General features: G+C 66.2%; 27 protein-coding genes. 21 read left to right on the plus strand and 6 right to left on the minus strand.

Features of this window, described 5'->3' with window-relative positions; genetic code table 11:
- Positions 1-1677 carry a hydantoinase B/oxoprolinase family protein gene (locus WBG56_RS14390; RefSeq protein WP_424269510.1) on the plus strand — a complete coding sequence of 559 codons (1677 nt, stop codon included), beginning with the start codon at positions 1-3 and terminating at the stop codon, positions 1675-1677.
- Positions 1671-2981 (plus strand): NAD(P)/FAD-dependent oxidoreductase, encoded by a 1311-nt coding sequence (locus WBG56_RS14395; protein WP_424269512.1) that lies wholly within the window; start codon positions 1671-1673, stop codon positions 2979-2981. Before WBG56_RS14390 ends, WBG56_RS14395 begins: the two co-directional genes overlap by 7 nt.
- Positions 2982-3005: 24 nt before the next feature.
- Here WBG56_RS14395 and WBG56_RS14400 read toward each other — a convergent pair whose 3' ends face one another.
- From WBG56_RS14400 to WBG56_RS14415, 4 genes are all read right to left on the minus strand, one after another.
- Positions 3006-3251 (minus strand): sulfurtransferase TusA family protein, encoded by a 246-nt coding sequence (locus WBG56_RS14400; protein WP_424269514.1) that lies wholly within the window; start codon positions 3249-3251, stop codon positions 3006-3008.
- Positions 3248-5875 carry an alanine--tRNA ligase gene (gene alaS / locus WBG56_RS14405; RefSeq protein WP_424269516.1) on the minus strand — a complete coding sequence of 876 codons (2628 nt, stop codon included), beginning with the start codon at positions 5873-5875 and terminating at the stop codon, positions 3248-3250. Before alaS ends, WBG56_RS14400 begins: the two co-directional genes overlap by 4 nt.
- Before the next feature lie 161 nt (positions 5876-6036).
- The gene (locus WBG56_RS14410) at positions 6037-6465 is read right to left on the minus strand and encodes a hemerythrin domain-containing protein (RefSeq protein WP_424269518.1); all 429 of its coding nucleotides are present in this window, start codon (positions 6463-6465) and stop codon (positions 6037-6039) included.
- A gap of 129 nt (positions 6466-6594) precedes the next feature.
- Positions 6595-7347, minus strand: a complete 753-nt coding sequence (locus WBG56_RS14415; RefSeq protein ID WP_424269520.1) for an RNA polymerase sigma factor FliA — start codon at positions 7345-7347, stop codon at positions 6595-6597.
- 171 nt (positions 7348-7518) lie between these two features.
- Between WBG56_RS14415 and WBG56_RS14420 the strand changes: the two genes are divergently transcribed.
- The 6 genes from WBG56_RS14420 (at position 7519) to WBG56_RS14445 (ending at position 11786) form a co-directional block, all read left to right on the plus strand.
- Positions 7519-7926 (plus strand): flagellar protein FlaG, encoded by a 408-nt coding sequence (locus WBG56_RS14420; RefSeq protein WP_424269522.1) that lies wholly within the window; start codon positions 7519-7521, stop codon positions 7924-7926.
- 103 nt (positions 7927-8029) lie between these two features.
- A complete protein-coding gene (gene fliD / locus WBG56_RS14425) occupies positions 8030-9406 on the plus strand; it encodes a flagellar filament capping protein FliD (RefSeq protein WP_424269524.1) in 1377 nt (458 codons plus the stop codon).
- Between the two features lie 8 nt (positions 9407-9414).
- Positions 9415-9843, plus strand: a complete 429-nt coding sequence (fliS, locus tag WBG56_RS14430) for a flagellar export chaperone FliS (protein WP_322998372.1) — start codon at positions 9415-9417, stop codon at positions 9841-9843.
- 16 nt (positions 9844-9859) lie between these two features.
- Entirely contained in the window at positions 9860-10195 is a 336-nt protein-coding gene (locus tag WBG56_RS14435; RefSeq protein WP_424269526.1) for a flagellar protein FliT, read from the plus strand.
- Between the two features lie 3 nt (positions 10196-10198).
- Positions 10199-11506 carry a flagellar hook-length control protein FliK gene (locus tag WBG56_RS14440; RefSeq protein ID WP_424269528.1) on the plus strand — a complete coding sequence of 436 codons (1308 nt, stop codon included), beginning with the start codon at positions 10199-10201 and terminating at the stop codon, positions 11504-11506.
- Positions 11487-11786: an EscU/YscU/HrcU family type III secretion system export apparatus switch protein gene (locus WBG56_RS14445; RefSeq protein WP_424269530.1), complete on the plus strand. Its 300-nt coding sequence runs from the start codon at positions 11487-11489 to the stop codon at positions 11784-11786. The genes WBG56_RS14440 and WBG56_RS14445 overlap by 20 nt, the downstream gene beginning before the upstream one ends.
- A 3-nt stretch (positions 11787-11789) precedes the next feature.
- Here WBG56_RS14445 and fliE read toward each other — a convergent pair whose 3' ends face one another.
- Positions 11790-12125 (minus strand): flagellar hook-basal body complex protein FliE, encoded by a 336-nt coding sequence (fliE, locus tag WBG56_RS14450; RefSeq protein ID WP_424269566.1) that lies wholly within the window; start codon positions 12123-12125, stop codon positions 11790-11792.
- A 315-nt stretch (positions 12126-12440) separates the two neighbouring features.
- Between fliE and fliF the strand changes: the two genes are divergently transcribed.
- From fliF to fliR, 13 genes are all read left to right on the plus strand, one after another.
- The gene (gene fliF, locus WBG56_RS14455; RefSeq protein ID WP_424269532.1) at positions 12441-14117 is read left to right on the plus strand and encodes a flagellar basal-body MS-ring/collar protein FliF; all 1677 of its coding nucleotides are present in this window, start codon (positions 12441-12443) and stop codon (positions 14115-14117) included.
- The gene (fliG, locus tag WBG56_RS14460; protein ID WP_424269534.1) at positions 14104-15105 is read left to right on the plus strand and encodes a flagellar motor switch protein FliG; all 1002 of its coding nucleotides are present in this window, start codon (positions 14104-14106) and stop codon (positions 15103-15105) included. Before fliF ends, fliG begins: the two co-directional genes overlap by 14 nt.
- A complete protein-coding gene (locus WBG56_RS14465; RefSeq protein ID WP_424269536.1) occupies positions 15098-15886 on the plus strand; it encodes a flagellar assembly protein FliH in 789 nt (262 codons plus the stop codon). The genes fliG and WBG56_RS14465 overlap by 8 nt, the downstream gene beginning before the upstream one ends.
- Positions 15873-17339, plus strand: a complete 1467-nt coding sequence (gene fliI, locus WBG56_RS14470) for a flagellar protein export ATPase FliI (RefSeq protein ID WP_424269538.1) — start codon at positions 15873-15875, stop codon at positions 17337-17339. Before WBG56_RS14465 ends, fliI begins: the two co-directional genes overlap by 14 nt.
- The gene (fliJ, locus tag WBG56_RS14475) at positions 17329-17778 is read left to right on the plus strand and encodes a flagellar export protein FliJ (protein ID WP_424269540.1); all 450 of its coding nucleotides are present in this window, start codon (positions 17329-17331) and stop codon (positions 17776-17778) included. Before fliI ends, fliJ begins: the two co-directional genes overlap by 11 nt.
- Before the next feature lie 19 nt (positions 17779-17797).
- Positions 17798-19024 carry a flagellar hook-length control protein FliK gene (locus WBG56_RS14480; RefSeq protein WP_424269542.1) on the plus strand — a complete coding sequence of 409 codons (1227 nt, stop codon included), beginning with the start codon at positions 17798-17800 and terminating at the stop codon, positions 19022-19024.
- 76 nt (positions 19025-19100) lie between these two features.
- Entirely contained in the window at positions 19101-19574 is a 474-nt protein-coding gene (fliL, locus tag WBG56_RS14485) for a flagellar basal body-associated protein FliL (RefSeq protein ID WP_424269544.1), read from the plus strand.
- Complete coding sequence (fliM, locus tag WBG56_RS14490; protein ID WP_424269546.1) at positions 19574-20590, plus strand: flagellar motor switch protein FliM; 1017 nt, start codon at positions 19574-19576, stop codon at positions 20588-20590. The genes fliL and fliM overlap by 1 nt, the downstream gene beginning before the upstream one ends.
- Positions 20587-21120, plus strand: coding sequence for a flagellar motor switch protein FliN (gene fliN / locus WBG56_RS14495; RefSeq protein ID WP_424269548.1), 534 nt, complete (start codon positions 20587-20589; stop codon positions 21118-21120). Before fliM ends, fliN begins: the two co-directional genes overlap by 4 nt.
- A gap of 6 nt (positions 21121-21126) precedes the next feature.
- Positions 21127-21444, plus strand: a complete 318-nt coding sequence (gene fliO, locus WBG56_RS14500) for a flagellar biosynthetic protein FliO (RefSeq protein WP_424269550.1) — start codon at positions 21127-21129, stop codon at positions 21442-21444.
- Positions 21444-22238 carry a flagellar type III secretion system pore protein FliP gene (fliP, locus tag WBG56_RS14505; protein ID WP_424269552.1) on the plus strand — a complete coding sequence of 265 codons (795 nt, stop codon included), beginning with the start codon at positions 21444-21446 and terminating at the stop codon, positions 22236-22238. Before fliO ends, fliP begins: the two co-directional genes overlap by 1 nt.
- Positions 22239-22250: 12 nt before the next feature.
- Positions 22251-22520, plus strand: a complete 270-nt coding sequence (fliQ, locus tag WBG56_RS14510; protein WP_424269554.1) for a flagellar biosynthesis protein FliQ — start codon at positions 22251-22253, stop codon at positions 22518-22520.
- 9 nt (positions 22521-22529) lie between these two features.
- Complete coding sequence (gene fliR, locus WBG56_RS14515; RefSeq protein ID WP_424269556.1) at positions 22530-23315, plus strand: flagellar biosynthetic protein FliR; 786 nt, start codon at positions 22530-22532, stop codon at positions 23313-23315.
- A gap of 116 nt (positions 23316-23431) precedes the next feature.
- On the opposite strand, the gene WBG56_RS14520 is transcribed toward fliR, so the two are convergent.
- On the minus strand, positions 23432-24079 hold a 648-nt coding region (locus WBG56_RS14520), incomplete at its 5' end, for a hypothetical protein (RefSeq protein ID WP_424269558.1).

The raw sequence follows: 24079 nt of genomic DNA on the forward strand, positions 1-24079 counted from the left end.
ATGCTCAGCAACCTCATCGACCGCGACGTCTTTCAATACCAGTTGATCTCCATCGCCGAGGAAATGTCGGCCTCCCTGAAGCGCTCGGCCTTTTCCCCCATCATCTGGGACATGCTGGATTATTCCTGCGCGCTGCTGTCCCCCCAGGGGGAACTCCTGGCCCAGGCGGAAACCATCCCCGCGCAACTGGGCGTGCTGTCCTACGCATTCGAGGGCATCACGCGCGAAATCCCTTTGCACACCTGGCGCTCCGGCGACGTGCTGATCTGCAACGACCCCTATCGCGGCTGCACTCATACGCCGGACATCGTCCTCATGAGCCCCGTCTTCCATGAAGGCGCCATCATCGCCGTCACCGCCACGGTCGCGCACCACGTGGATATCGGCGGAAAACTGCCCAGCACCACGGCGCCCGACAACCTCGAAGTCTTTGCCGAAGGCCTGCTGTTCCCGCCCATGCGCCTGGTCAAGGAAGGTGTCCAGAACGACACCGTCTTTCGCTTCATCGCCGGCAACGTGCGCAATCCGCGGGCGTGCTCCGGCGATCTGATCGCCCAGATCGCCGGATGCCGCACCGGCGAAAAACGGCTCGGGTCCCTGGTGGCCCGATACGGCGCCGAACGCTTCGCCTTCCTGATGGACGAAATCCTGGGCTATGGCGAGCGCTTCATGCGCAACGCCATCGAACGCATCCCGGACGGCGTCCACACGGCGGAAATCCTCATCGAGGACGATGTCTCGAGCAAGACCCCCATCGCGATCCGCGTGACCGTGCGGGTCGAGGGGGATCGCATCCAGGTCGATTATGCCGGCACCGACGGCCAGCGCAAGAACGCGCTGAACTGCCCTCTGGCGTCCACCTATTCGATGACGCTGTATGCCTTGCGCTGCATGACGGGCCTGGACACACCGGCCAACGGCGGCTGCAGCCGCGCCGTCACGATCACGGTCCCCGACGGATCGTTCCTGAATCCCAGGCGGCCCGCCGCCGTGGGCAACCGCCATTTCGCCCAGCAAGGGGTGGCCGAGGTGGTTCTGAAAGCCATGGCCGACGTGCTCCCCGACCACACCGCGGCCGGCTGCCACATCTCGTTTCCCACCTTCCGCGCCGGAGGCCTCGACACACGAGCGGCGGCGCTGTCGCCGGACGGCACGCCGCGCTACTTCATCATCCACGACATCATCGGCGGCGGCATGGGCGGGCATTCGGACGGCGACGGGCTGTCCGCCGTGGACACGCACGGCGGCAACTGCGGCGTGCTGGCCGCCGAGATCGTGGAAACCATCAGCCCCGTGCGCATCCGCCGATCGGAACTCGTCACCGACTCCGGCGGCCCGGGCCGCCACCGAGGCGGCCTGGCCATGCGGCGCGACTACGAACTGCTGTGCGACGATCTCATCGTCAGCGTCTTCTTCCAGCAAGGCAGTTCCATCACCGCCCCCTGGGGCGCGCGAGGCGGCGCCAACGGCCGGCCGGCGATGTCCAGCCTGCGCGCGGCCGACGGGAAGGAAACCGCGCTCAGCACCAAGCAGATCGCCTTGCCCGCCCGGCGCGGCGACATCATCCGGCTCGAAAGCGCGGGCGGCGGCGGCTGGGGTCCCGCCAGCGAGCGGTCTGCGGAAAAATGCCGCCAGGACGCGATCAACGGCTATGTCTCGACCACACAGCCATGCTGACCACATCGCCGCCGGCCTTCGTGCCGCCCCAGCAGGACAGTTTCCAGACATCCCTATGGCATGCCACAGCCCTCGAGTCGGCGCGCTTCGACGCGCTGTCGGGCCGGCAGCACGCCCAGGTGGCAGTGATCGGCGGCGGCTACACCGGTCTGTCGGCCGCTCTTACGCTGGCGGAACACGGCCGCGACGTGGTGGTGCTGGACGCGCGCGAACCGGGCTTCGGCGCATCCGGGCGCAACGGCGGCCAGGTCATCCCCGCCTTCAAGTACGATCCGGACCGGCTGGCGGCCACCTATGGCGAGGCGGCCGGCGAAGCCCTGCTGCAGATGATCGGCCAGGCCGCCGATCTGGTCTTCGACACGGTGGCGCGTCACGGCATCGCCTGCGATCCCGAGCGCGGGTGGGTGCAGGTCACCAGCTCACCGCGCGGGGCCTCCCTGCTGCAATCGCGCTTCCGGCAGTGGCACGCGCGGGGCGCGCCGGTCGAACAGTGGGACGGTCCGCGCATCCGCATGAAGACGGGGGCCACGGGCTACATCGCCGGCGTGTATTTCGGCCACGCCGGCACCGTCCAGCCGCTCGGCTATGCGCGCGGGCTGGCGCGCGCGGCGCAGGCCTGCGGCGCGCGCGTGCACGCGAACAGCCCGGTCGGAGACATCCGGCGGCATCGTGACGGCTGGGAAGTCCATACCGATCAGGGCTGCGTGCAATGCGATCAATTGATCATCGCCACCAACGGCTACACCACCGATCTGTGGCCGCAACTGAGGGAATCGGTCATCCCCGTCTACTCCATGCAGATCGCCACCGATCCGCTGCCCAGCCCTCTTCAGGCGGCCGTGCTCCCCGGTGTTCCGGCCGCCGCCGACACGCGCCATCTGGTCAGCTACTACCGGCGCGACCGCGAACGGCGATTCATCTTCGGCACGCGCGGCCCCTTCCGGGCGCTGCCCACGGCCGCGGATGCCGACCGTCTGATCGCCGCCGCGCGCCAGCTATTTCCGGCGCTGCGCGGCGTCTCCTTTCCCCACCGATGGGCCGGCCGCGTCGCCATGACGGCGGACCACGTCCCGCACTTGCACGAACTGGCGCCCGGCGCATTCGCCGCTCTGGGCTACAACGGCCGCGGCGTGGCCTTGGGCACGATGATGGGGAAAATCCTGGCATCCGCCTGCCTCAATGGCTCGGCGGATGGGCTGCCCTATCCGGCAGCGCCGCTCAAACCCATCCCCCTGCACAGCTTCCACCTGCTGGGCGTGCATGCGATGATCGCGTACTACCGGATGCTGGATGGACTGCAGTGACGATGTCCGAGTCCGGTCCGGCGGTCACCGCCGCCGGACGTAATGCACCATGACGGCATCATCCCGGGTCTGCTGGGCCAGCAGGGCGTTGCCCGTCTGCTGGCAGAAGGCCTGGAAATCGCGCCCGGCATGCGGGTCCGTCGTCAGCACGGACAGCACCTGCCCGCTGGCCAATTGCGCCAGCGCCTTTTTGGTGCGCAGGATCGGCAAGGGGCAATTCAGGCCCCGGGCGTCGATTTCCTGATCCGCCGCAGGCAGGGCATCGGTCACGATGCCGTCTCCAGGCGGGCCGCCAGCCAGCCCGCGACCCCGGCTACGGCGCCATCCAGCGCCGCGACGTCGGATCCGCCGCCCATGGCCATGTCGGGACGCCCGCCGCCCTTGCCGCCCACCTGGGCTGCCACGGCGCCGACCAGATCCCCGGCCTTGACGCGGCGAGTCAGTTCGGGACTGACACCGGCCACCAGGCTGATCTTGTCATCCGTCACCGCCGCCAGCAGGACGACCGCATTGGACAGCTTCGACTTCAGCTGATCGACCATGCCGCGCAGAGCCTTGGGGTCGACGCCATTCAGGCGCGTGGCCAGCAGCTTGACGCCGGCCACATCCACGGCCTGCCCGGCCAGATCCGATCCGGCAGCGGCGGCCAGCTTGTCCTGCAGACGTTCCAGTTCGCGTTCGATCTGCCGGGTCTGGTGCTGCAGGGCCTGGACGCGATCCGGCACGCCGGCGGGTTGTGTCTTCAACAGGCCAGCGGCCTGATCCAGCACGTCTTGTGTCTGCTGCACCCAGATCAGGGCGTTACGGCCGGTGATGGCCTCGACCCGGCGGATGCCGGCGGCCACGCCGCCTTCGGCGGTAATCTTGAACAGACCGATGTCGCCCGTGCGGGCCACGTGCGTGCCGCCGCACAGTTCGCGGGAAAAACCGATATCCAGCACGCGCACCACGTCGCCGTATTTCTCGCCGAACAGCGCCATCGCGCCGCCGGCCACGGCCTCGTCGTAGCTGAGATGCTGGGTGCGCACCGCCTGATTGGCCAGGACTTCGTCGTTGACGATGGATTCCACCCGCACGATCTGTTCAGGCGTCAGGGGCGCATCGTGCGCGAAGTCGAAACGGGTCTTGTCGGGGTCCACCAGCGAACCGCGCTGCTGCACGTGATCGCCCAGCACCTGGCGCAGGGCCTTGTGCATCAAATGGGTGGCAGAGTGATTGCGCATGGTGTCGGCGCGGCGCTGGCCATCCACCTGGGTCCGCACCGCATCGCCCACCGACAGCGTGCCTTCGACCAGGCTGCCGTGATGACCGAAGACCGCGCTCTGGATCTTCTGCGTATCGGCGACCTGGAAACGGGCCCCCGCGTTATGGATCAGGCCGGTGTCGCCCACCTGGCCGCCGGATTCGGCGTAGAACGGCGTGGCGTCCAGCACGATCACTGCGTCCTGCCCCTGGGCGATCGAGTCGACCGAGGTGCCATCCACATACAGGGCCGTCACCGAGCCCTGGCCTTCCAGGTGCTCATAGCCGTCGAACCGGGTATCCACGCCATCGTAGCTGAGATCGGCCGCCGCCTTGAACTTGCCGGCGGCGCGGGCCTGCTCGCGCTGGTGCGCCATGGCGGCCTCGAAGCCGTCCAGATCCACCTGGATCTTGCGCTCACGGCAGATGTCGGCCGTCAGATCGACGGGGAAACCATAGGTATCGTACAAAGTGAACAAGGTCTGGCCATCCAGCGGCTGGCCGGCCGGCAGATCGGCCAGGGCCGATTCCAGGATGCGCATGCCGTTTTCCAGGGTTTCGCCGAAACGTTCTTCTTCCTGGCGCAACACCTGTTCGACCCGCGCCTGCTGGGCGGCCAGTTCAGGATAGGCGGCCCCCATCTGCGCAACCAGGTCAGCCACCAGGCGGTGGAAGAACACGCCTTTCTGACCCAATTTGTGGCCATGACGCAAGGCGCGCCGGATAATGCGGCGCAACACGTAGCCGCGCCCCTCGTTGCCGGGAATGACGCCATCGACCACCAGGAAGCTGCAGGCGCGGATATGGTCGGCGATGACCTTCAGGGAATTGTCGGCCAGATCCGTGGCCCCGGTTTCGCGGGCAGCCGCGCGGATCAGGTTCTGGAACAGGTCGATTTCGTAATTGGAGTGCACGTGCTGCAACACGGCGGCAATGCGTTCCAGCCCCATGCCGGTATCGACGCAGGGCTTGGGCAGGGGGTTCATCACACCCTGGGCATCGCGCTCGAACTGCATGAACACCAGGTTCCAGATCTCGATGTAGCGATCGCCGTCTTCCTCGGGCGAACCCGGAGGGCCGCCCCAGATTTCGGGGCCGTGGTCGTAGAAGATCTCGGAACAGGGCCCGCAGGGGCCGGTGTCGGCCATCTGCCAGAAATTGTCGGATGCGTAGCGGGCGCCCTTGTTGTCGCCGATGCGGATGATGCGTTCCGTGGGCACCCCTACCTGCTGCGCCCAGATGTCGTAGGCCTCGTCGTCTTCCTGGTAGACCGTGACCCAGAGTTTTTCCTTGGGCAGGCCGTAGACTTCCGTCAGCAGCGTCCAGGCGTAGTTGATGGCATCGCGCTTGAAGTAGTCGCCGAAGCTGAAATTGCCCAGCATCTCGAAAAACGTGTGGTGGCGCGCGGTATAGCCGACGTTTTCCAGGTCGTTGTGCTTGCCCCCGGCGCGCACGCAGCGCTGCGCGGTCGTCGCCCGATGGTAGGGCCGGGTGTCCTTACCGGTGAACACGTCCTTGAACTGGACCATACCGGCGTTGGTGAACAGCAGCGTCGGGTCGTTGCCCGGCACCAGCGGCGAGGAGGGAACGATCTGATGCCCTTTGGACTCAAAAAAGGACAGGAACTTCTGACGGATTTCGGAGGTTTTCATTCGTGTGACCGCAAGGGGAAACCAAGCAGGGATTATAGAGGCCTTTCAGGCCATCGCCGCCCGCGCGGGGACCTCGTCCCCGCAAAACGCGACAGGCCCCATCCAGGGGGATGGGGCCCGAGCGGCCGGTCGACCGCCGCCACCGGATGCCACACGGGGCTTCACGCGTGAGCGACTTCTTCCATGGACTCGATGGCGGGGTAGAACTCGCGGTTTTCGCGCACCATGCGGGTATGGACGTTTTTCAGCACGATATTGGCTTCGTCACGAAAACCATCCGGGTTTTTCGACAAGAGCGTGGCGTTGCTCCAACGCCGGGCGAAATTGATGAACGCGTTGGCGATGCCCGGCATGTCGTTCTGATAGGCGCGGCTCATGCCGGCCATGCGCTGGTCCCCGCTGCGTTCCAGCGAGGGATACAGGATGCGGTCCTCGATGGCCAGATGCTGGGTCACGATCTGCGACAGGGCTTTCAGTTCGTGCGCAATATCGATGGCGTGGTCGGCCACGCCCTGGTGCGCCAGTTTGCGCAGTGCGGCAATGCCGCTCAGGATTTCAACATGATGGTGTTTGAAGCGATCGATGTTCATGACGAGATTCCCTCTTCATAGGCTGGCGGCTGTCTCAGTCGCATAAGATATATTTTATATAAATCTTTTAAGGGGCACAAGCGCTTGCGATGCTCCGCTGAAATGCGGAGCGCATTCGCGTTCGTCCGGCTACAGCAGATTTTCGAGGTCCGCCTCGCCCGCGTCGAGCGCCCAGGAATGGCTGGACAGCCAGGCGCGGATCCGCGCCACCGCCTGGGACCGCAGCTGGGACACGCGCCCTTCGGTCACCTGCAGCACGGCTGCGATTTCCTTCTGATTCAGATCCTGCTCGAACTGCAGGGATAGCAGCAGCTGTTCGCGTTCCGGCAGATGGCGGATAGCTTCCACCAGGGCATTGCGCAGGCCATCGCGCAGCAGCCAGTCCAGGGGATTGGCGCCGCTCGTCTCAGCGATGGAGTCCAGCACGGCCTCTCCGCTCGCATCTTCGCGGTGCTGCACCAGGTCTTCGACCATCAGCACCTGCACGCCGCGGGCTTCTTCCAGCAAGTTCTGGTAATCCGCCAGCTCCAGGCCCATTTCTTCCGCGATTTCCGTTTCCGTTGGCGGGCGCAGCAGACTATGGTGCAAGGTTCGCACGGCCTCTTCGATGGAACGGGCCTTGCTGCGCACGCTGCGCGGCAGCCAGTCCTGGCTGCGCAGCTCGTCCAGCATGGCGCCGCGGATCCGGGTGACGGCATAGGTCTCGAACTGGGCATCGGCGCGCTGCTGATAGCGGCGCACGGCATCGAGCAGCCCCATCATGCCGGCCTGCATCAGGTCATCGAGTTCGACGCTGGCGGGCAGGCGCCCGACCAACGACAAGGCCTGGCGGCGCACCAGCGGCGCGTATTGGGCGATCAGCTGATCCTCGGACAGGGGCATCGGACGATCCGGACTCCGCAACATAAAATGCAAGTATGCACCAAGTTCATTCCCTAAACTTTCCCTCCGGCCTGCCGTTATGTCCGTGAGAGAAACCTAGTCGGATGACACTGGGCCATGCCTGGTCGTTATTTTTCGGAACACATGGATGATTTCCGCAAAGGAACGCACATGATTCACCCCATCGGCAACCAACTGACGCCTGCCAGCCTGGGCCTGGCCCCCGCGGCTTCCGAACGACCCGCCGGCAAACCCGAACCTGTCGCCCCGGTCATGGCCGGCGACAACGCGCAGTCGGGCGCTTCGCAGCAGTCCACCTTGCAGGATTCGACGCTGAAACCCCAGCCGGAACCGCCCAAGTCTTCTCTGGAAAAGGCCCTGGAATCCGTCAACGACAGCCTGAAGGCCTGGTCCACCGGGGTCCGCTTCGACATGGACAAAGACGCCCAGCAACTGGTGATCTCCATCGTCGACAACGCCAGCGGCGACGTCATCAAGACCATCCCCTCCGAAGCCATGCTGCGCATTGCGAAAATGATCGTGCAGCTGCAGGGTTCCGGTGTGGACACCAAAGCCTGACCGCATTCTTGCATCAAACACTGAACTACAGCTGAATCCGCCCTCTGCCGCCGGTTTTGTCCGTTATGATTCCGGCGCATAATGGCTCCAAGGAGTACTCACCATGGCATCCGTTTCATCTCTCGGCCTCTCGGGCTTGCCGCTGACCGACCTGCTCGACAGCCTGCAGAAAAACGAAAATCAGGTGCTGGCCGTCATCCAGGACCGCCAGACCGCCGCCAAATCCAAGCTGTCCGCCTATGGCACGCTGAAAGACGCCGTGTCCGCCTTCCAGAAGGCCGCCGACGCCGTGGGCAATACCGACTCCTTCGGAGCCCTGACCACCAAGGCCGGTTCGGACGCCATTTCCGCCACCGCCACCAACCAGGCCATCGCGGGCCAGTACTCGGTCGACGTCACCCAGCTGGCCTCGTCGCAAACCCTGGTCTACGCCGGGCAGGCCGACCGCACCACCAGCATCGGCAGCGGCGGCACCCTGTCCATCACATTGGCCAGCGGCGATACCAAAACACTGGACCTGGGCGCGGACACCTCGCTCAACGGCCTGGCCAAAGCCATCAATGCCGACGCGGACATCGGCGTCAACGCCACCATCATCAACGACGGCAGCGGCACCCCCTATCGCCTGTTGCTGACCAGCCGCGAAACCGGGGCGGCAAACGCCGCAACCGCAATTTCCGTCTCGGGCAACACGGATCTGGACAATTTCCTGAAATACGCCGGGGCCGACACCGCGGGCGTCACACAGGGCCAGGCCGCTCAGGATGCGCAGCTGACGATCAACGGCATCGCCATCACCAGCGCCACAAACACCATCAGCAACGTCATCGACGGCGTCACGCTGACGCTGAACCAGACCACCAACGGAACAGCCACCAGCCTGAACCTGACCAAAGACGATACCGTGGCCAAAAAGGCCATCCAGGACTTCGTCAAGGCCTATAACAGCCTGCTGGGCAGCATCAAGACGCTGACGGCCTACAACGTCGACAGCCAGACCTCGTCCGCCCTGACCGGAGACTCGATCGCCCGTTCGGTGCAGACCCGCATGCGCGACGCGATCTCCGGCGCCTTTGACGCAACCCAGGGCACCAACCTGGCCCAGATCGGCATCACCACCGACCCCAAGACCGGTCAACTGTCGATCGACGACGCCAAACTCAGCGCGGCCCTGGCCGATAACGGCGAAGGCGTCAAGTCCCTGTTCACCGGCGACACCGGCATCGGCAAGAGCGTCAGCAGCACGGCGGATTCCTTCATCAAGTTCGACGGCATTCTCAGCACGGCTCAGGACGGCATGACCAAGACCGTCGCCGACATCCAGAAGCAGTACGACGCCACCTCCGACCGCATCGCCCAGCGCATGGACACCTACCGCGCCCAGTTCACCCAGCTGGATGCCATGGTCAGCCAGATGAACTCGCTCAGCAGCTACTTGTCGCAGCAGCTCAGCGCCCTGAATGGCACCAAGAACAAATAAGACACATCATGACGTACGCGCCACGCTCACGCACCGCCCGGGCCACGGGTTCCTACGCCACCATCGGCCTGGAAACCGAGGTCCTCAGCGCTTCGCCGGAACGGCTGATTTCGCTGCTGTTCCGAGGGGCGTTGACGGCGCTGGCGCAGGCGCGTCATCACTTGCAAAACGGCAACATCGCCGAACGCGGCAAGGCCATCTCCAAAGCCATCGACATCGTCGATTCCGGCCTGAAGGCCGGGGTCGACACCGAGCGGGGGGGCGAAATCGCCCGCCTGCTGATTGCCTCCTACGAAATCATCATTCGCGACCTCATGCAGGCCAACCTGCACAGTGACGCCGCCAAACTGGCAGCCGCCGAAAAGCAGCTCAGCGATCTGGCCGAAGCCTGGTACACCGCCGTCGATCCGCAATTCAAAACCTCGTCCAACGGCTAAGCTCGGGGGCCCGGCATTGAGCACACCCAAAGAATCACTCCTGCAACACTACCAGGCCATTGCCGACATTTCCGCACGCATGCGAGCAATGGCTCAGTCGCAACAGTGGGATGACCTGGTGACGCTGGGAACCGAATATCACCAGGCGGTCGAGCAATTGAAACGGCTGGACCCCCTGGATGACGACGAAAGAGCCGCTCGGCGGGAGCTTCTCACCCGGATTCTGGACGACGACGCCCAGATCCGCCAACTGGTGGCGCCGGAACTCGATCGCCTCAGCCACCTGCTGGGCACGATCAAGCGCCAGCGCACCGTCCTGCAGGCGTACTACAGCACTGTGCGCCCGCAGTAAGCCATGAGCATCGGGGCCCCTTCCAACCTCGGCACCCTGCTCATCCAGCGCCTGGATGCGGCGTTGGGCACGACCCTGGGGCAACAGGCCAACCTGGCATCGGGGGCGGGCCCCCAGGCCGTCCCCCAGCCGGGCAATCCTGAAAACCCCAACGCCCTGCAAAACCCTGCCCGGCGCGACACCCGCGAAGCCGTCGACCAGGCCAGCGCCGAAGGCCAGCGCCGCGCAGCCGTGGGCAAGGCCGGCCGGGAAATTCAGCTGGACAACCTGCTGGGGCGATCATCCACCTTTCAGGGCGCCACGCAATCCGCCCCCACGACGCTGGGATACGCGGCCCGCATCATCCTGGCCCTGCTGAACCAGTTCCCACAGGCCAACCAGACCATCCAGGGCCGCGCGCCGCTGCTCACCCAGCCGGGCCAAGCCGCAAGCGGCGGCGCCCAGGCGGGCGCGGCGCCCGGCCCCGGCATGCCGGCCGCCACGGCCGGCGCCCCCAGCCAGGCCGCCAGCGCCACCCAGATCTGGGCCCAGATGGCGACCAACCTGAATCAGCCCGGCGCCTTGGCGGCCCGCTTCATCCAGGCCCTATCGCAGTCCATCCAGGGCAGCGGCCTGTTCTACGAATCGCACATGGCCCAACTGGCGGCCGGCAAGACATCCGCCCAGGCCCTGCGCCAGGAACCCCAGGGCCAGATGACAGGGCAGCAGCTCCCTGCCGCCCCCCAGGCCGGGGGAACGCCGGCATCCCTGTCCTCGATCATCCAGCAGGCCCAGACAGCCGCGCCGCAGGATCCCGGGGCGCAGACCAGCGCCTCGACGACCCAGACCGGCGCAAGCCACACCGCCACGCCCCAGAATCCGTCCGCGAACACCCCCATCCCGGGCATTGACCCGCAAGCGCAATTCCTGGTGCGCCAGCAACTGGAAGTGCTGGCCAACCAGGGCTTCGTCTGGCAAGGAGAAGCCTGGCCCGGCGCCGACATGCGCTGGGAGGTCCAACGCCGCCAGCCCGATGACGGCCAGACTCCCGTCGTCGCCGAGGAACACTGGTCCACCCGATTGAACCTGCAACTGCCCTCACTGGGCCAGGTCGAAGCCCGGCTCAGCCTGTTGGGCGACCAGCTGGTGATGCGCCTGATCGCCCCCCAGTCGGCGCAGCGCCTGAACCAATCGATCGAACCGCTGCGTTCACGCCTGCTGGCCCAGGGCCTGCAGGCCAGCCAGTTGTCCGTGCAGGACCGCGACCCGGAGGCCGCGGATACGCCCACCATCGACTCGGATCCCGCAGAGCATGAAGTCGCGGCCGGCTGACCTCCACCGCCCCAGCGCGGTGGCCATCACCTATGACCAGGACGACCAGGCGCCGCGCGTCGTCGCCAAGGGCTATGGCAACCTGGCGGAAACCATCATCCGCACAGCGCGCGAACACGGCCTGTACATTCATGAGTCTCCGGAACTGGTGGGGCTTTTGATGCAAGTGGATCTGGACGCCCATATCCCGCCCAAGCTGTATGTCGCCATCGCCGAACTGCTGGCCTGGCTATACGCCCTGGATACCGAGAGCGACGGCGTCGTGAAAAAGCCGTCCTAGGCGTCAAACCGCCATGTTGGCGATTTCCTTGTAGGCTTCGACCAGGCGATTGCGCACCTGCACCGTGGCCTGGAACGACAGCCCGGCCTTTTGCAGATCGATCATGACATTGCTGAGCGACACGTTGGGATCGCCCATCTCAAAAGACCGCGCCTGGGCGTTGGCTGCGTTCTGGGCATGGGACACCCGGTTCAGGGAGCGCGCCAGTTCCGACGCGAAACCGCCCGCCGAATCCGCCTGCGCCACCCCAGGCTGATCCGCCAGCCCCTGGGACGCGCGCGTGACCGCCCGCATCTGGGAAAGCAGATTTTCAACGCTGGCCAAGGCCTGGGAATTGATCATGTCGGAGCCATCGAAAAAAGGTTGCTGACGGATGCCGGCCCATGACGACACGGGCCAGCGTTGTACTATACGCGCTGCATTTCGATCGCTAGGCCGCCAATAGCAGGAACAAGTCCCGGCAATTTAAGCGATTCGCGATATCAACCTAACTAAGCCCCAAAAACGGGGCTTTTCAGCGCTTGCCCGAACTGCAATCCCCGCCATAATGGCGGCCATCCATCCTCCATACTGCCGCATCAGCATGCACATCATCCAGACCCACGGTTTCTGGCCCGGGCGCAGCCTCGCGGCCCCCTCTGCATCTCCCGCTCGATGAACCCGATTGCCGACTGGACGAACAAAAACCCCGCCCTGGCGCGGCTGGCCGCATTACCGCGCCCCGTGCTGCTCGGCATGGCCGCCGCGGTCGTCGCCTTGCTGGTCGTCGCTTCCATGTGGATGCGCGAACCCGACTACAAAACCCTGTTTTCCAACGTCGAATCCCGCGACGGCGGCGCCATCGTGTCGGTTCTGAACCAGCGCAACATCCCCTATAAATTCGCGGACAACGGCGCCACCATCCTGGTGCCCGCCGACCAGGTCTACGCGCTGCGGCTGCAACTGGCCGAACAAGGCCTGCCGCGCGGCGGCAGCGTGGGCTTCGAACTGCTGGACAAACCCCAGTTCGGCGCCAGCCAGTTCACAGAACAGATCACGTACCAACGCGCCCTGGAGGGCGAGCTGGCCCGCTCCATCGAAGCGCTGCAGCCGGTCAAGTCGGCTCGGGTGCATCTGGCCATCCCTCGTCAATCGCTGTTCGTGCGCGACCGGGAAGCCCCCACCGCGTCGGTGCTGATCACCCTGTTCCCCTCACGCAGCCTCAGCGAGGCCCAGGTCTCGGCCATCACCTGGCTGGTGTCGTCCAGCGTGCCGAAGCTCAATGCTGAAAACGTATCCATCGTCGACCAGGACGGCCATCTGCTGTCCAAACCCGGCGGCGAGGCCGGCATGGACAGCACCCGGCGCAACTTCGTCACCGACATCGAACAACGCACCACCCAGCGCATCCTGACGCTGCTGACCCCCATCGTCGGCTCGGGCAATGTCCGCGCCCAGGTCAGCGCCGATGTCGATTTCTCCCAGCGGGAACAGACCTCCGAAGTCTACCGGCCCAACGAAACCCCCGGCACGGCGGCGGTGCGCAGCAAGCAGACCAGCGACTCCGTGCAGAACAACGTGTCTTCGCCCGAAGGCGTGCCCGGCGCCCTGACCAATCAGCCCCCGGCCAACGCCACGGCTCCCATCCAGACCGCGCCGGCCCAGCAGGGCGCCAACGGCCAGGCCCCGGCCCAGCAAGGCGCCCAGGCGCAGACCCAGCAAAGCACGGTCAACGGCGTGCCCGTGCCGACTCCCGCGAACCGGGGTTCGGCGCGCAACGACGCCACCGTCAACTACGAAGTCGACCGCACGATCAGCCACGTCAAACACGAACTGGGGACGATCCAGCGCTTGTCGGCGGCCGTCGTCGTCAACTATCGTGACAAGGATGGTCAGCCCGCGCCGCTGGACGCGTCCGAAATGGACAACATCAACGCGCTGGTCAAACAGGCCATGGGCTATTCGGCCGATCGGGGCGACACCCTGAGCGTGGTGAACAGCGAATTCACCAACCAGGAACCCAGCTTCAAACCGTGGGAAAACCCCGCGTACCAGAACCTGGCGCTGCAGATCGGCAAGGTTCTGCTGATCCTGATCGCGCTGTTCTTCCTGTGGCGCTCGGTCGTGCGCCCCATCGTGCAGGGCTTTGCCAATGCCCAGGTCGAGCGCGTCAAGAACGAAGCTCACCTGGAAACCATGCGCGAACAGCGCCGTCAGGACGAACTGAGGGCAACGGAAATGAACCGCTACGAGGAAAACCTGGACACCGCCCGCGAACTGGCCCAGCGCGACCCGCGTGCCGTCGCCATGGTGTTGCGATCCTGGATGGACCCCAAGAATGCCAAATCCTGAACCCGATCTGAACCGCTGCGCGATCCTCATGATGTCCCTGGGCGAGGACGCCGCCGCCGAAGTCTTCAAATACCTGTCCTCGCGCGAGGTCCAGCAGATCGGTTCGGCCATGGCCAACCTGAAGCAGGTCACGCGCGCCGACGTCGATGAGGTCCTGGAGGACTTCCGCCGCGAAGCCGACCAGTTCATGGCCGTCACGCTCGGGTCCGATGACTACATCCGGTCGGTCCTGACCAAGGCCCTGGGCACCGACCGCGCCGCCAGCCTGATCGAAGACATCCTGGAGGCCGGCGAAGGCACGGGATCGGGCATCGACGCCCTGAACTGGCTGGAACCGTCCAACGTCGCCGAACTCATCGCCGACGAGCACCCGCAGATCATCGCCACGATCCTGGTCCACCTGGAACGCGATCGGGCCTCGGCCGTGCTGGCCCTGCTCAACGAGCGTTCCCGCAACGACGTCATGATGCGGATCGCCACTTTCGGCGGCGTGCAGCCTGCCGCCCTGCACGAACTGACCGACGTCCTGAACGAAGTCCTGTCCGGCCAGGGGGCCAAGCGCTCGAAGATGGGCGGTGTGCGCACGGCGGCCGAGATCCTGAACTTCATGAACACCACGGAAGAAGAAGCCGTGGTCAGCAGCCTGCGCGAAGTCGACGCCGATCTGGCGCAGCGCATCGTGGACGAAATGTTCGTCTTCGACAACCTGGCCGACGTGGAAGACGCGGCCATCCAGCTGATCCTGAAGGAAATCGACACCGCCTCGCTGACCATCGCCCTGAAGGGCGCCAGCGAAGAGCTCTGCGCCAAATTCTTCAAGAACATGTCCAACCGCGCCGCCGAGATCCTGCGCGACGACCTCGAAGCCCAGGGTCCGGTGCGCATGTCCCGCGTCGAAACAGAACAAAAGGCCATTCTCATGGTGGCCCGGAAACTGGCCGATGCGGGCCAGATCAACCTGAGCATGGGCAACGATCAGTATGTCTGACAAGCCTTCCATGGACCTCCAGACGCGCGCCCGCTGGCAGCGTTGGGAAATGGACTCCCTGGAATCCCTGCGGGCCCAGCCCAAGCGCCGGGCCACCGACAGCGAGCCCGCCCAGGCGGATGCGCTGCGCCGCCGCGCCCAGGCCCTGGCCCAGGCACGGCAGGAAGGCCTGGACAAAGGCTATCAGGAAGGCTTCGACAAGGGCCATGCCGAAGGCCACGCCCAGGGCCTGGAGATCGGCCGCGCCGAGGGCCACGGCCAGGGCTTGGCGGCGGGCCGCGCCGAAGGCCATGCCCAAGGCCTGGAATCCGGCCACACCGAAGGCGCCGCCCTGGCCCGGGAACAGGCGGCGCGCCTGAACGCCGTCGCCCAGGCCTGCGCCGGCGCGCTGAACGACCTGGAAGCGGAAGTCGGCCAAGCCCTGATCCGCCTGGCGACCCGCATCGCCGAACAGGTCCTGCGCGACCAGCTGCGCGAACACCCCGATCATATCCTCGCGGTCGTCCGCGACGTGCTGCAATCCAGGCCTGAGCCCGGCGCCCCCCTGAACCTGCGCCTGCATCCCGACGACCTGGGCCTGGTCAGCGCCGCCCTGCAACAGAACCCCGACCACGCCAACTACCGCCTGATCGCCGACGAACGCATCGCGCGGGGCGGCTGCCTGGCGGAAACCGCATTGGGATCCGTGGACGCGACGCTGGAAACCCGCTGGGAGCGCATCGTGTCGGCCCTGGGCCAGAAAACGGGGCCGTCTCCGGCCCGCGACCATGACGGCCTCTGATGCCGTCATGGACAGCGCCGGCGCTCGCTGGCGCGATCAGCTGGACACGTGCGAACGGCGCATCGAGGCCCGCCAGCCCACGCGCCGCCAGGGCCGCGTCACCCGCGCCACCGGCCTGGTCCTGGAGGCCACCGGCCTCCAATTGCCGGTCGGCGCCGCCTGCCAGGTACAGGTGTCCCCGGAACGCGATCTGTGGGCCGACGCCGAAGTCGTCGGCTTCCATGCCGACACCCTGTATCTGATGCCGCAAAGCGACACGACAGGCCTGCGCCCCGGCGCCCGCGTGGTGCCTGCGGAAACCTTGTTGCTGGACCCCGTCCCCCTGCCCTCCACGCCGCGCGCCGATCCCACCCAGACCATCGGCGTGGACCAGGCGCGCCACCTGCCCGTCGGCCAGGCCCTGCTGGGTCGGGTGCTGGATGGCGCGGGCCGGCCGCTGGACGGCAAGCCGCTGCCCACCGATCTGGACATGGCGCCCCTGACGGCCACGCAGATCAATCCCCTGACCCGCGCGCCGGTCGATACCGTGCTCGACGTGGGCGTGCGCGCCATCAACGGCCTGCTGACCGTAGGCCGGGGCCAGCGCATGGGCCTGTTCGCCGGTTCCGGCGTCGGGAAAAGCGTGCTGCTGGGCATGATGGCCCGCTATACCCGGGCCGACGTCATCGTGGTCGGCCTGATCGGGGAACGCGGCCGCGAGGTCAAGGAATTCATCGAACTGAATCTGGGCGCGGACGGGCTGGCCCGTTCGGTCGTGGTCGCGGCCCCGGCCGACGTATCCCCCCTGCTGCGCCTTCAAGGCGCCGTCTACGCCACGCGGCTGGCCGAGTTCTTCCGCGACCAGGGCAAGCACGTGCTGCTGATCATGGATTCCCTGACGCGCTACGCCATGGCCCAGCGTGAAATCGCCCTGGCCATCGGCGAGCCTCCCGCCACCAAAGGCTACCCTCCATCCGTTTTCGCCAAGCTGCCCGCCCTGGTCGAGCGCGCCGGCAACGGGGCGCCGCAAGGCGACCGCCCCGCCGGCTCCATCACCGCGTTCTATACGGTGCTGACCGAAGGCGACGACCAGCAGGACCCGATCGCGGATTCCGCCCGCGCCATCCTGGACGGCCACATCGTCCTGTCGCGCACCCTGGCGGAATCCGGCCACTACCCGGCCATCGACATCGAGGCCTCGATCTCCCGTGTCATGTCGGCCATCGTGCCGGCCAGCCAGTTCCGCTGCGTCCATCAATTCAAACGCATGGTGTCCCGCTACCAGCGCAACCGCGACCTGATCGCCGTGGGGGCCTATACTGCGGGAAACGATCCGGAAATCGACCAGGCCATCGAACGCTATCCATGGCTCGAAGGCTATCTGCAGCAGGGTATCGACGTGCAGGTGGACTACCCGGCCGCCGTCGCCGCCCTGGCCGGCGTCCTGGGGCAGGAGACCATCCATGATTCCTGAAACTCCGCTTGATGTGCTGATCAATCTGACCCAGGACAAGCTGGACGACGCCGGGCGCGCGCTGGCCGAACTCGGCACCCAGCGCCGCGAAGCGCAGGGCCAGCTCAATACCCTGGACGGCTACCGCGGCGATTACACCCAGCGTTTGCAGAGCACCACGGAAAGCGGTGTAACGGCCTCGAATTACCATAACTTTAGGCACTTTATTGCCACATTGGACGAGGCGATTTCCCAGCAAAATAGAATCCTCGCCCAGATCGACACGCGAATCGCCGCCGGACGCCAACAGTGGCATGACGAAAAGCGCCGACTGAACTCGTACGAAACCCTGAAGGCCCGCCAGCTCAGCCAGTTGCAAGCCCGCGAACAACGCCGCGAACAGCGCGCCAGCGACGAAGCCGCTGCCGGCATGTACCGACGACTACGACAGCCTCATTGAATCCGCCCTAGCCATGAACATGCCCGTTCTTCCTGCCGTTCACGCCAGCCAGCCGCCCGCCGACACTCCGGCGCGCGCGGCGGATGCCGGCGCGCCCCAGGACACCCCTGCATTTTCAAATGTGCTGTCCAGCCAGCGCAGCGCCGCGACGGGCGACAAAGCCACGACGACGCCCCCGGCAGGTCACGCCGATGACGCACGCGCCGACGCCGGTAAAAAACAAGACCCGCTCGGGCCGGACGAAACCCTGGCCCTGATCCTGGACAGCACCGCCCTGCCGCTGATGCAGCCCTTGGTGCAGCCGGTACCGGCCGCCCTGCGTCACCAGACGGGCGCAGCCCGGCTCGGCACCGACGCCGCGCCCGGCGACGCGCCGACTCTCGCCCGGCACGGGTCCGCCGCCGCTGCGCTGCTGCGAACCGACGCCGCCGACGCCCCGACCGATGATGCGCCCCTCGCGTCCCGCGCACCTCGCCCTAGCCTCGGGCAGGCGATCTCCGCCAGCACGGCGCAGGCGCCGCACCAGACCGCAGAGCCCGCAAGCGCATCCGTCAAACATGCCGCCAGCCGCGCCGGCGCCGCGCTGTCCGCAGCCACGGACGGCAAAACCCCGACGAACAACCTGCTGGCCACCGACGTCGCCCCCGGCGCTGGCGCGCACCGGCAGGCCGCAGCCGCGTCCCTGGCGGCGGTCCCGGACGCCCTGGCGGGCGCGCAGGCCGCCCCACTGGGTGCCACCCTGCTGCCGCAGGCACCCAGCGCCACGGCCCAGGCGCCGATCCAGCTGACCGTGCCCACGCCCCTCGGCAACCCTCAATGGCCGCAGGACTTCAGCCGCCAGGTGCTGAACCTGATCCAGCCCGGCGCTGCAGCCGGGCACACCGTCATGATGCACGTCAACCCGCCCGAACTGGGCCCCATCCACATCACGCTGCACCTGGGCGACTCGCTGGCCCAGGCTTCCTTCGTATCGCCGCACGCCAATGTGCGCCAAGCCCTGGAAAACGCGCTGCCGCACCTGGAACAACAACTGGCCCAGGCAGGACTGTCACTGGGCCAGGCCAACGTCAGCGACCAACAAGCCGGCCAGCAGCAGTCCGGCCAATCCGCCCAGGGCTCGGGATCGTCCGACGGCTCGGTCTTCAGCCTGGATGGCGGCACGGCTGCCGCGAACAGCCCTGCGGATCTCGCAGCCCTCCCCCGTCCGGCCAGACACCCGGACGCCCTGGTGGATACCTTCGTGTGAAACCTTTCTGTTACATCGGGCGGCCCAGGCATTACAATGCAGCCTCCCGATCCCAGTGACACATTGAACCGGAACCATGCTCAGGCTACTTAAATTCATTCTCCTGCTCATCGTCATCATCGGCGCCTCCGTCGGCGGCACGATGTTGTTCCTGAACAGAACCAGCGTGACCAGTCCCGCAGCCCCGGCCGCGCAGACGACCAACGCAGCCCCAGCCGCACCGCCTGTCGTTCCGGCCCCCATTTTCGCCGAACTCGAGCCCTTCACCGTCACGCTGTACGGCGAAACCCGCAATCGCATCCTGTACACCGCGATCACCTTGCGCTTGGCCGACGACGCCTCGCGCAAGCAGATCCAGGACTACATGCCCGAAGTCCGCGACCGCATCCTGAAGGTCCTGTCGGCCCAGGAACTCGCCAGGATCCAGACTCCGGACGGCCGCCAGGCGCTCAGCACCGCCATCAAGACCGAACTCTCCCGTCCCTTCGCGGCGCAATTGCCCGGCCCCCAGGTGTCCGACGTGCTGTTCACTGCCTTCGTGGTGCAGTAATGCCCTACCAAAGCATGCTTTCCCAGGATGAGGTCGACGCCCTGCTGGCAGGGGTCACTGGCGAGGAGTCCTCGGCGCCATCCTCCGCCGACACTCCGCAAGACGGCGTGCGGCCCTACGATCTGGGGTCGCCCGACCGGGTCGTGCGTCACCGCATGCAGACGCTGGAGCTGATCAACGAACGCTTCGCGCGGCGCCTGCGGTCCATGTTCTTCGGTTTCATGCGTCGCAACGCGGACATCACGGTCAACGCCATCAAGATCCAGAAGTACTCGGATTTCGAACGCAATCTGCCGGTCCCCAGCAATCTGAACATGGTCGCCATGAAGCCCTTGCGCGGCACGAGCCTGTTCACCTTCGACCCCAATCTGGTCTTCCTGGTCATCGACAGCCTGTTCGGCGGCCACGGCCGCTACAACACCCGGGTCGAAGGCCGCGACTTCACCAATACCGAACAGCGCATCATCCGCCGCCTGCTCAACCTGACGCTGGAATGCTACGGGCAGGCCTGGGACAACGTCTATCCGATCGAATTCGAATACATGCGCTCGGAAATGCACACCAAGTTCGCCAACATCGGTTCAGGCAACGACGTGGTGGTGCTGTCCACCTTCAATATCGAGCTCGGCGCCTCGGGCGGCAAACTCAATGTCTGCCTGCCCTATTCCATGCTGGAACCCATCCGCGACATCCTGACGCGGCCCTTGCAACAGTCCGCCGCCGATTCCATCGACCAGCGCTGGACCCAGCAACTGTCGCGCGAGGTCCGCAGCGCCGAGGTCGAACTCAGCGTTGAATTCGCCCGCATTGAAACGTCCATCGCCGAACTGCTGCACCTGGCCGTCGGCGACGTGCTGCCCGTCGATGCCCAACCCAACGTCACGGCCCGCGTCGGAGGCGTTCCCGTGCTGGATTGCAGCTACGGGACCTTCAACGGCCGTTATGCCCTGCGCGTCCATAAAATTCTGGCCACGCCCGGGGATTCCGACCAACTGCTAGCCCGCACAAAGAAATGAGCGACATCAAAGACGACGATACCCAGGATCCCAGCCAGCCGGATTCCGCTACGCCCCCCAATATAGAAGACGATTGGGCCGCAGCCTTGGCGGAGCAGCAGCAGACTGCGCACGATCAACCCACCCAGGCCGCCGGCCTGGGCGCCGAGGACGACTGGGCCGCCGCCCTGGCCGAGCAGACCTCCGCCGCTCCGGCCGCGGCGGCTCAGCCTGCGGCCGCGCAAGTCTTCCAGCCGCTGGTCGGGCAGGCTGCCGATGCCGACAGCGATATCGACATGATCATGGACATCCCCGTCCAATTGTCGGTCGAACTGGGCCGCACCCGCCTGACCATCAAGAACATCCTGCAACTGGGCCAGGGCTCGATCGTCGAGCTCGACGGCCTGGCCGGGGAACCCATGGACATCTATGTGAACGGCTACCTGATCGCTCAGGGTGAAGTCGTGGTCGTGGATGAAAAATACGGCATCCGCGTCACGGACATCATCACCCCCTCAGACCGGATCGCCCGGCTGAACAACCGCCGCTGATCGCCGATGGACCAGGCTCAGATCCTGCGCGTCATTCTGGCGCTGCTGTTCATCCTGGTCCTGCTGCTGGCGCTGGCCTGGATGGCTCGCCGCGGGGGCTGGATCCGCAACCAGCACCGAACCGCCAACCTGCGCGTGCTGGGCAGCCATAGCCTGGGCGCCCGCTGCTCCCTGACCGTCGTCCAGATCGACGACACCCGCCTGGTCCTTGGGGTGACCCCCCAGCAGATCACGCTGCTGCACACGCTGCCGGCCGCGCCCGGCGCCCCGGCCGCAGTGGCCGATTTCGCAGAATCGCTGGGCAAGACCCTGTCGAGATCCTGATGTTCCGCCGGCACTCCCGCACACACGCCCTTTCCCCCACCGGCGCTCTGGCACTGCGCGGCCTGTCGGCCGCCCTGCTGTTGCTGCTGATCTGGCCCGGCAGCACGCTGGCCCAGGCGACGCTGCCCGCGCTCACCGCCACGCCCGGCCCCAACGGCACGGAAACCTGGTCGCTCAGCGTGCAGACGCTGGTCATGCTGACCATGCTGTCGTTCCTGCCGGCGGCCCTGCTGATGATGACCAGCTTCACCCGCATCATCATCGTGCTGGGGCTGCTGCGCAACGCCCTGGGCACCGGCGTATCCCCCCCCAACGCCATTCTGGTGGGGCTGGCGCTGTTTCTGACCTTTTTCACCATGTCGCCGGTGTTCGACCAGATCTACACCCAGGCCTATCAGCCGCTGGCCAGCGATCAGATCAGCTTTGAACAGGCGCTCGACCGAGGCGCCCAGCCGCTCAAGACCTTCATGCTGCGCCAGACCCGCGAAGCCGATCTCAGCATGTTCGCCGAGATGGCGAAGGTCGGCCCGCTGGACACCCCCGACGCCACGCCGCTGAGGGTGCTGGTCCCCGCCTACGTCACCAGCGAACTGAAGACCGCCTTCCAGATCGGCTTCACGATTTTCATCCCGTTCCTGATCATCGACCTGGTGGTGGCCAGTCTGCTGATGGCCCTGGGGATGATGATGGTGCCGCCCGTCACCATCTCCCTGCCCTTTAAACTGATGCTGTTCGTGCTGGCCGACGGCTGGCATCTGCTGCTGGGGTCCCTGGCCCGCAGCTTCTACCAATAAGGGGGTATGCCCATGACACCGGAAGCCGTCATGTCCATGACGTATCAGGCCCTGCGGGTGGCCCTGATGATGGCCGGGCCCTTGCTGCTGGTGACCTTGCTGGTCGGCCTGTTGATCAGCATCTTCCAGGCGGCCACGCAGATCAATGAAATGACGCTGTCTTTCATTCCCAAGCTGCTGGCCGTGGGAGCGGCATTGGTATTGCTGGGGCCGTGGCTGATCACCACCATGGTCGATTACATCCGCACCCTGCTGGACTCCATCCCCGGCCTGGCCAGCTGACCCCGATCCATGATCGATTTCCAGATCGACCAGCTCTATGCCTGGATCAGCGGCCTGCTATGGCCGCTGTTTCGCATCGCCGGACTGGTGGCCCTGGCGCCCGTCCTGGGTGAATCCTCCATCCCGACCCGGGTGAAGATCGGCTTGTCCGTGGTCCTCACGATCGTTGTTTCCCCCCTGGTCGGCCCGGTCCCAACCATCGCGCCGGCGTCCTACGCGGGACTGCTGATCGCGGCGCAGCAGGTGCTGATCGGCATGGCCCTGGGTCTGTGCATGCGGCTGATTTTCACCGCCACCATGATGGCCGGGGAGTTCGTCGGCCTGCCGATGGGGCTGGCCTTCGCATCCTTCTTCGATCCGGCCACCGGCGCCAATACGGCCGTGCTGTCGCGCCTGATCAATCTGGTCGCCATGCTGATGTTCCTGGCGGTCAACGGCCACCTGCTGATGATCGACGGTCTGGTGCGCACGTTCGAACTGCTTCCCATCGGCGCGCCGCTGCACCCCGAAGGCTGGGGCGCACTGCTGGACTGGAGCGCCCAGATCTGGATATCCGGCATGCTGCTGGCCCTGCCCATCATCATCGTGCTGCTGACCATCAACCTGTCGCTGGGTATCCTGAACCGCACCGCGCAGCAGTTATCGGTCTTCGCCGTGGGCTTTCCGATTTCCCTGACGACGGGCCTGATCATGCTGGCCATCGTCATCCCGCAAAGCAGCGATTTCCTGACCCGGCTGTTTGAAGACGGCTACCAGGCCATGGCGCGGATCGCCCGCGGTCTGGCGGGCCTTTAGGACCATCCGGACGCGACGCGCCCATCGCGACGCAGGCCGTCCCGGCCGCCGCAAGGCCTCGCCGCCCTGCCGCTGAGTCCTGCCGCTGAGCCCGGCCGCAGCCAATCGTCGAGCGTTCAGCGGCCTTTCGACGGCAAGGGGTAGGTCACGCCCGGCACGACCCTGGTACCCTCCGGCAAGAGCGGCTGACTGGCGGAACCGGCCGCGGGCGCCGTGCCGCCAGCCGGCAGCGGCGGGGGCGGAGGCACCGGAATAGGGCCGGCGGCAGCGGCGGAGGCCGGCTGCGCGGCCGGTTCGCCGTTGCCGGGAATCACGATCATGCCGTCATCGGCCACGGGCGCCTCGGCGGCGGCCGGAGGCACCGCGGCGGGAGATGCCGCTGCGGTTTTGGCGCGCTGTCGGGCCGCTTCGCGATCGGCCTCGGCCGCGGTCCTGGGATGGCGCAACACCGGGACATTGACGCTGTTTTCCATGCGCTGGAAAGTGCCGTCCGGCCCGAAGCGCAGCCAGACTTCCTGACGCACATAGAAGGCATCGGTGGCGGCCGTGCCCTTATAGGCCCAGCGGGCCAGCACGGTATCGCCCTGCTGCCAGGTATCGGTCGGTTGAGCGCCCAGATCCTCGGATGCCTGCGCCAACGTCGTGCGCCCCACCACGATATGATCCAGCCCCGCCGTATTCAGGCCATTCCCGGTAAAGGCGCAACCCGCCAGCACGGCAGCGCCGGCCGCCAGCGCCGCCGCCCGGCACGCGCGCCGCAGCGC

The organism is Castellaniella sp., from assembly GCF_049671645.1.
Lineage (GTDB): Bacteria > Pseudomonadota > Gammaproteobacteria > Burkholderiales > Burkholderiaceae_B > Castellaniella.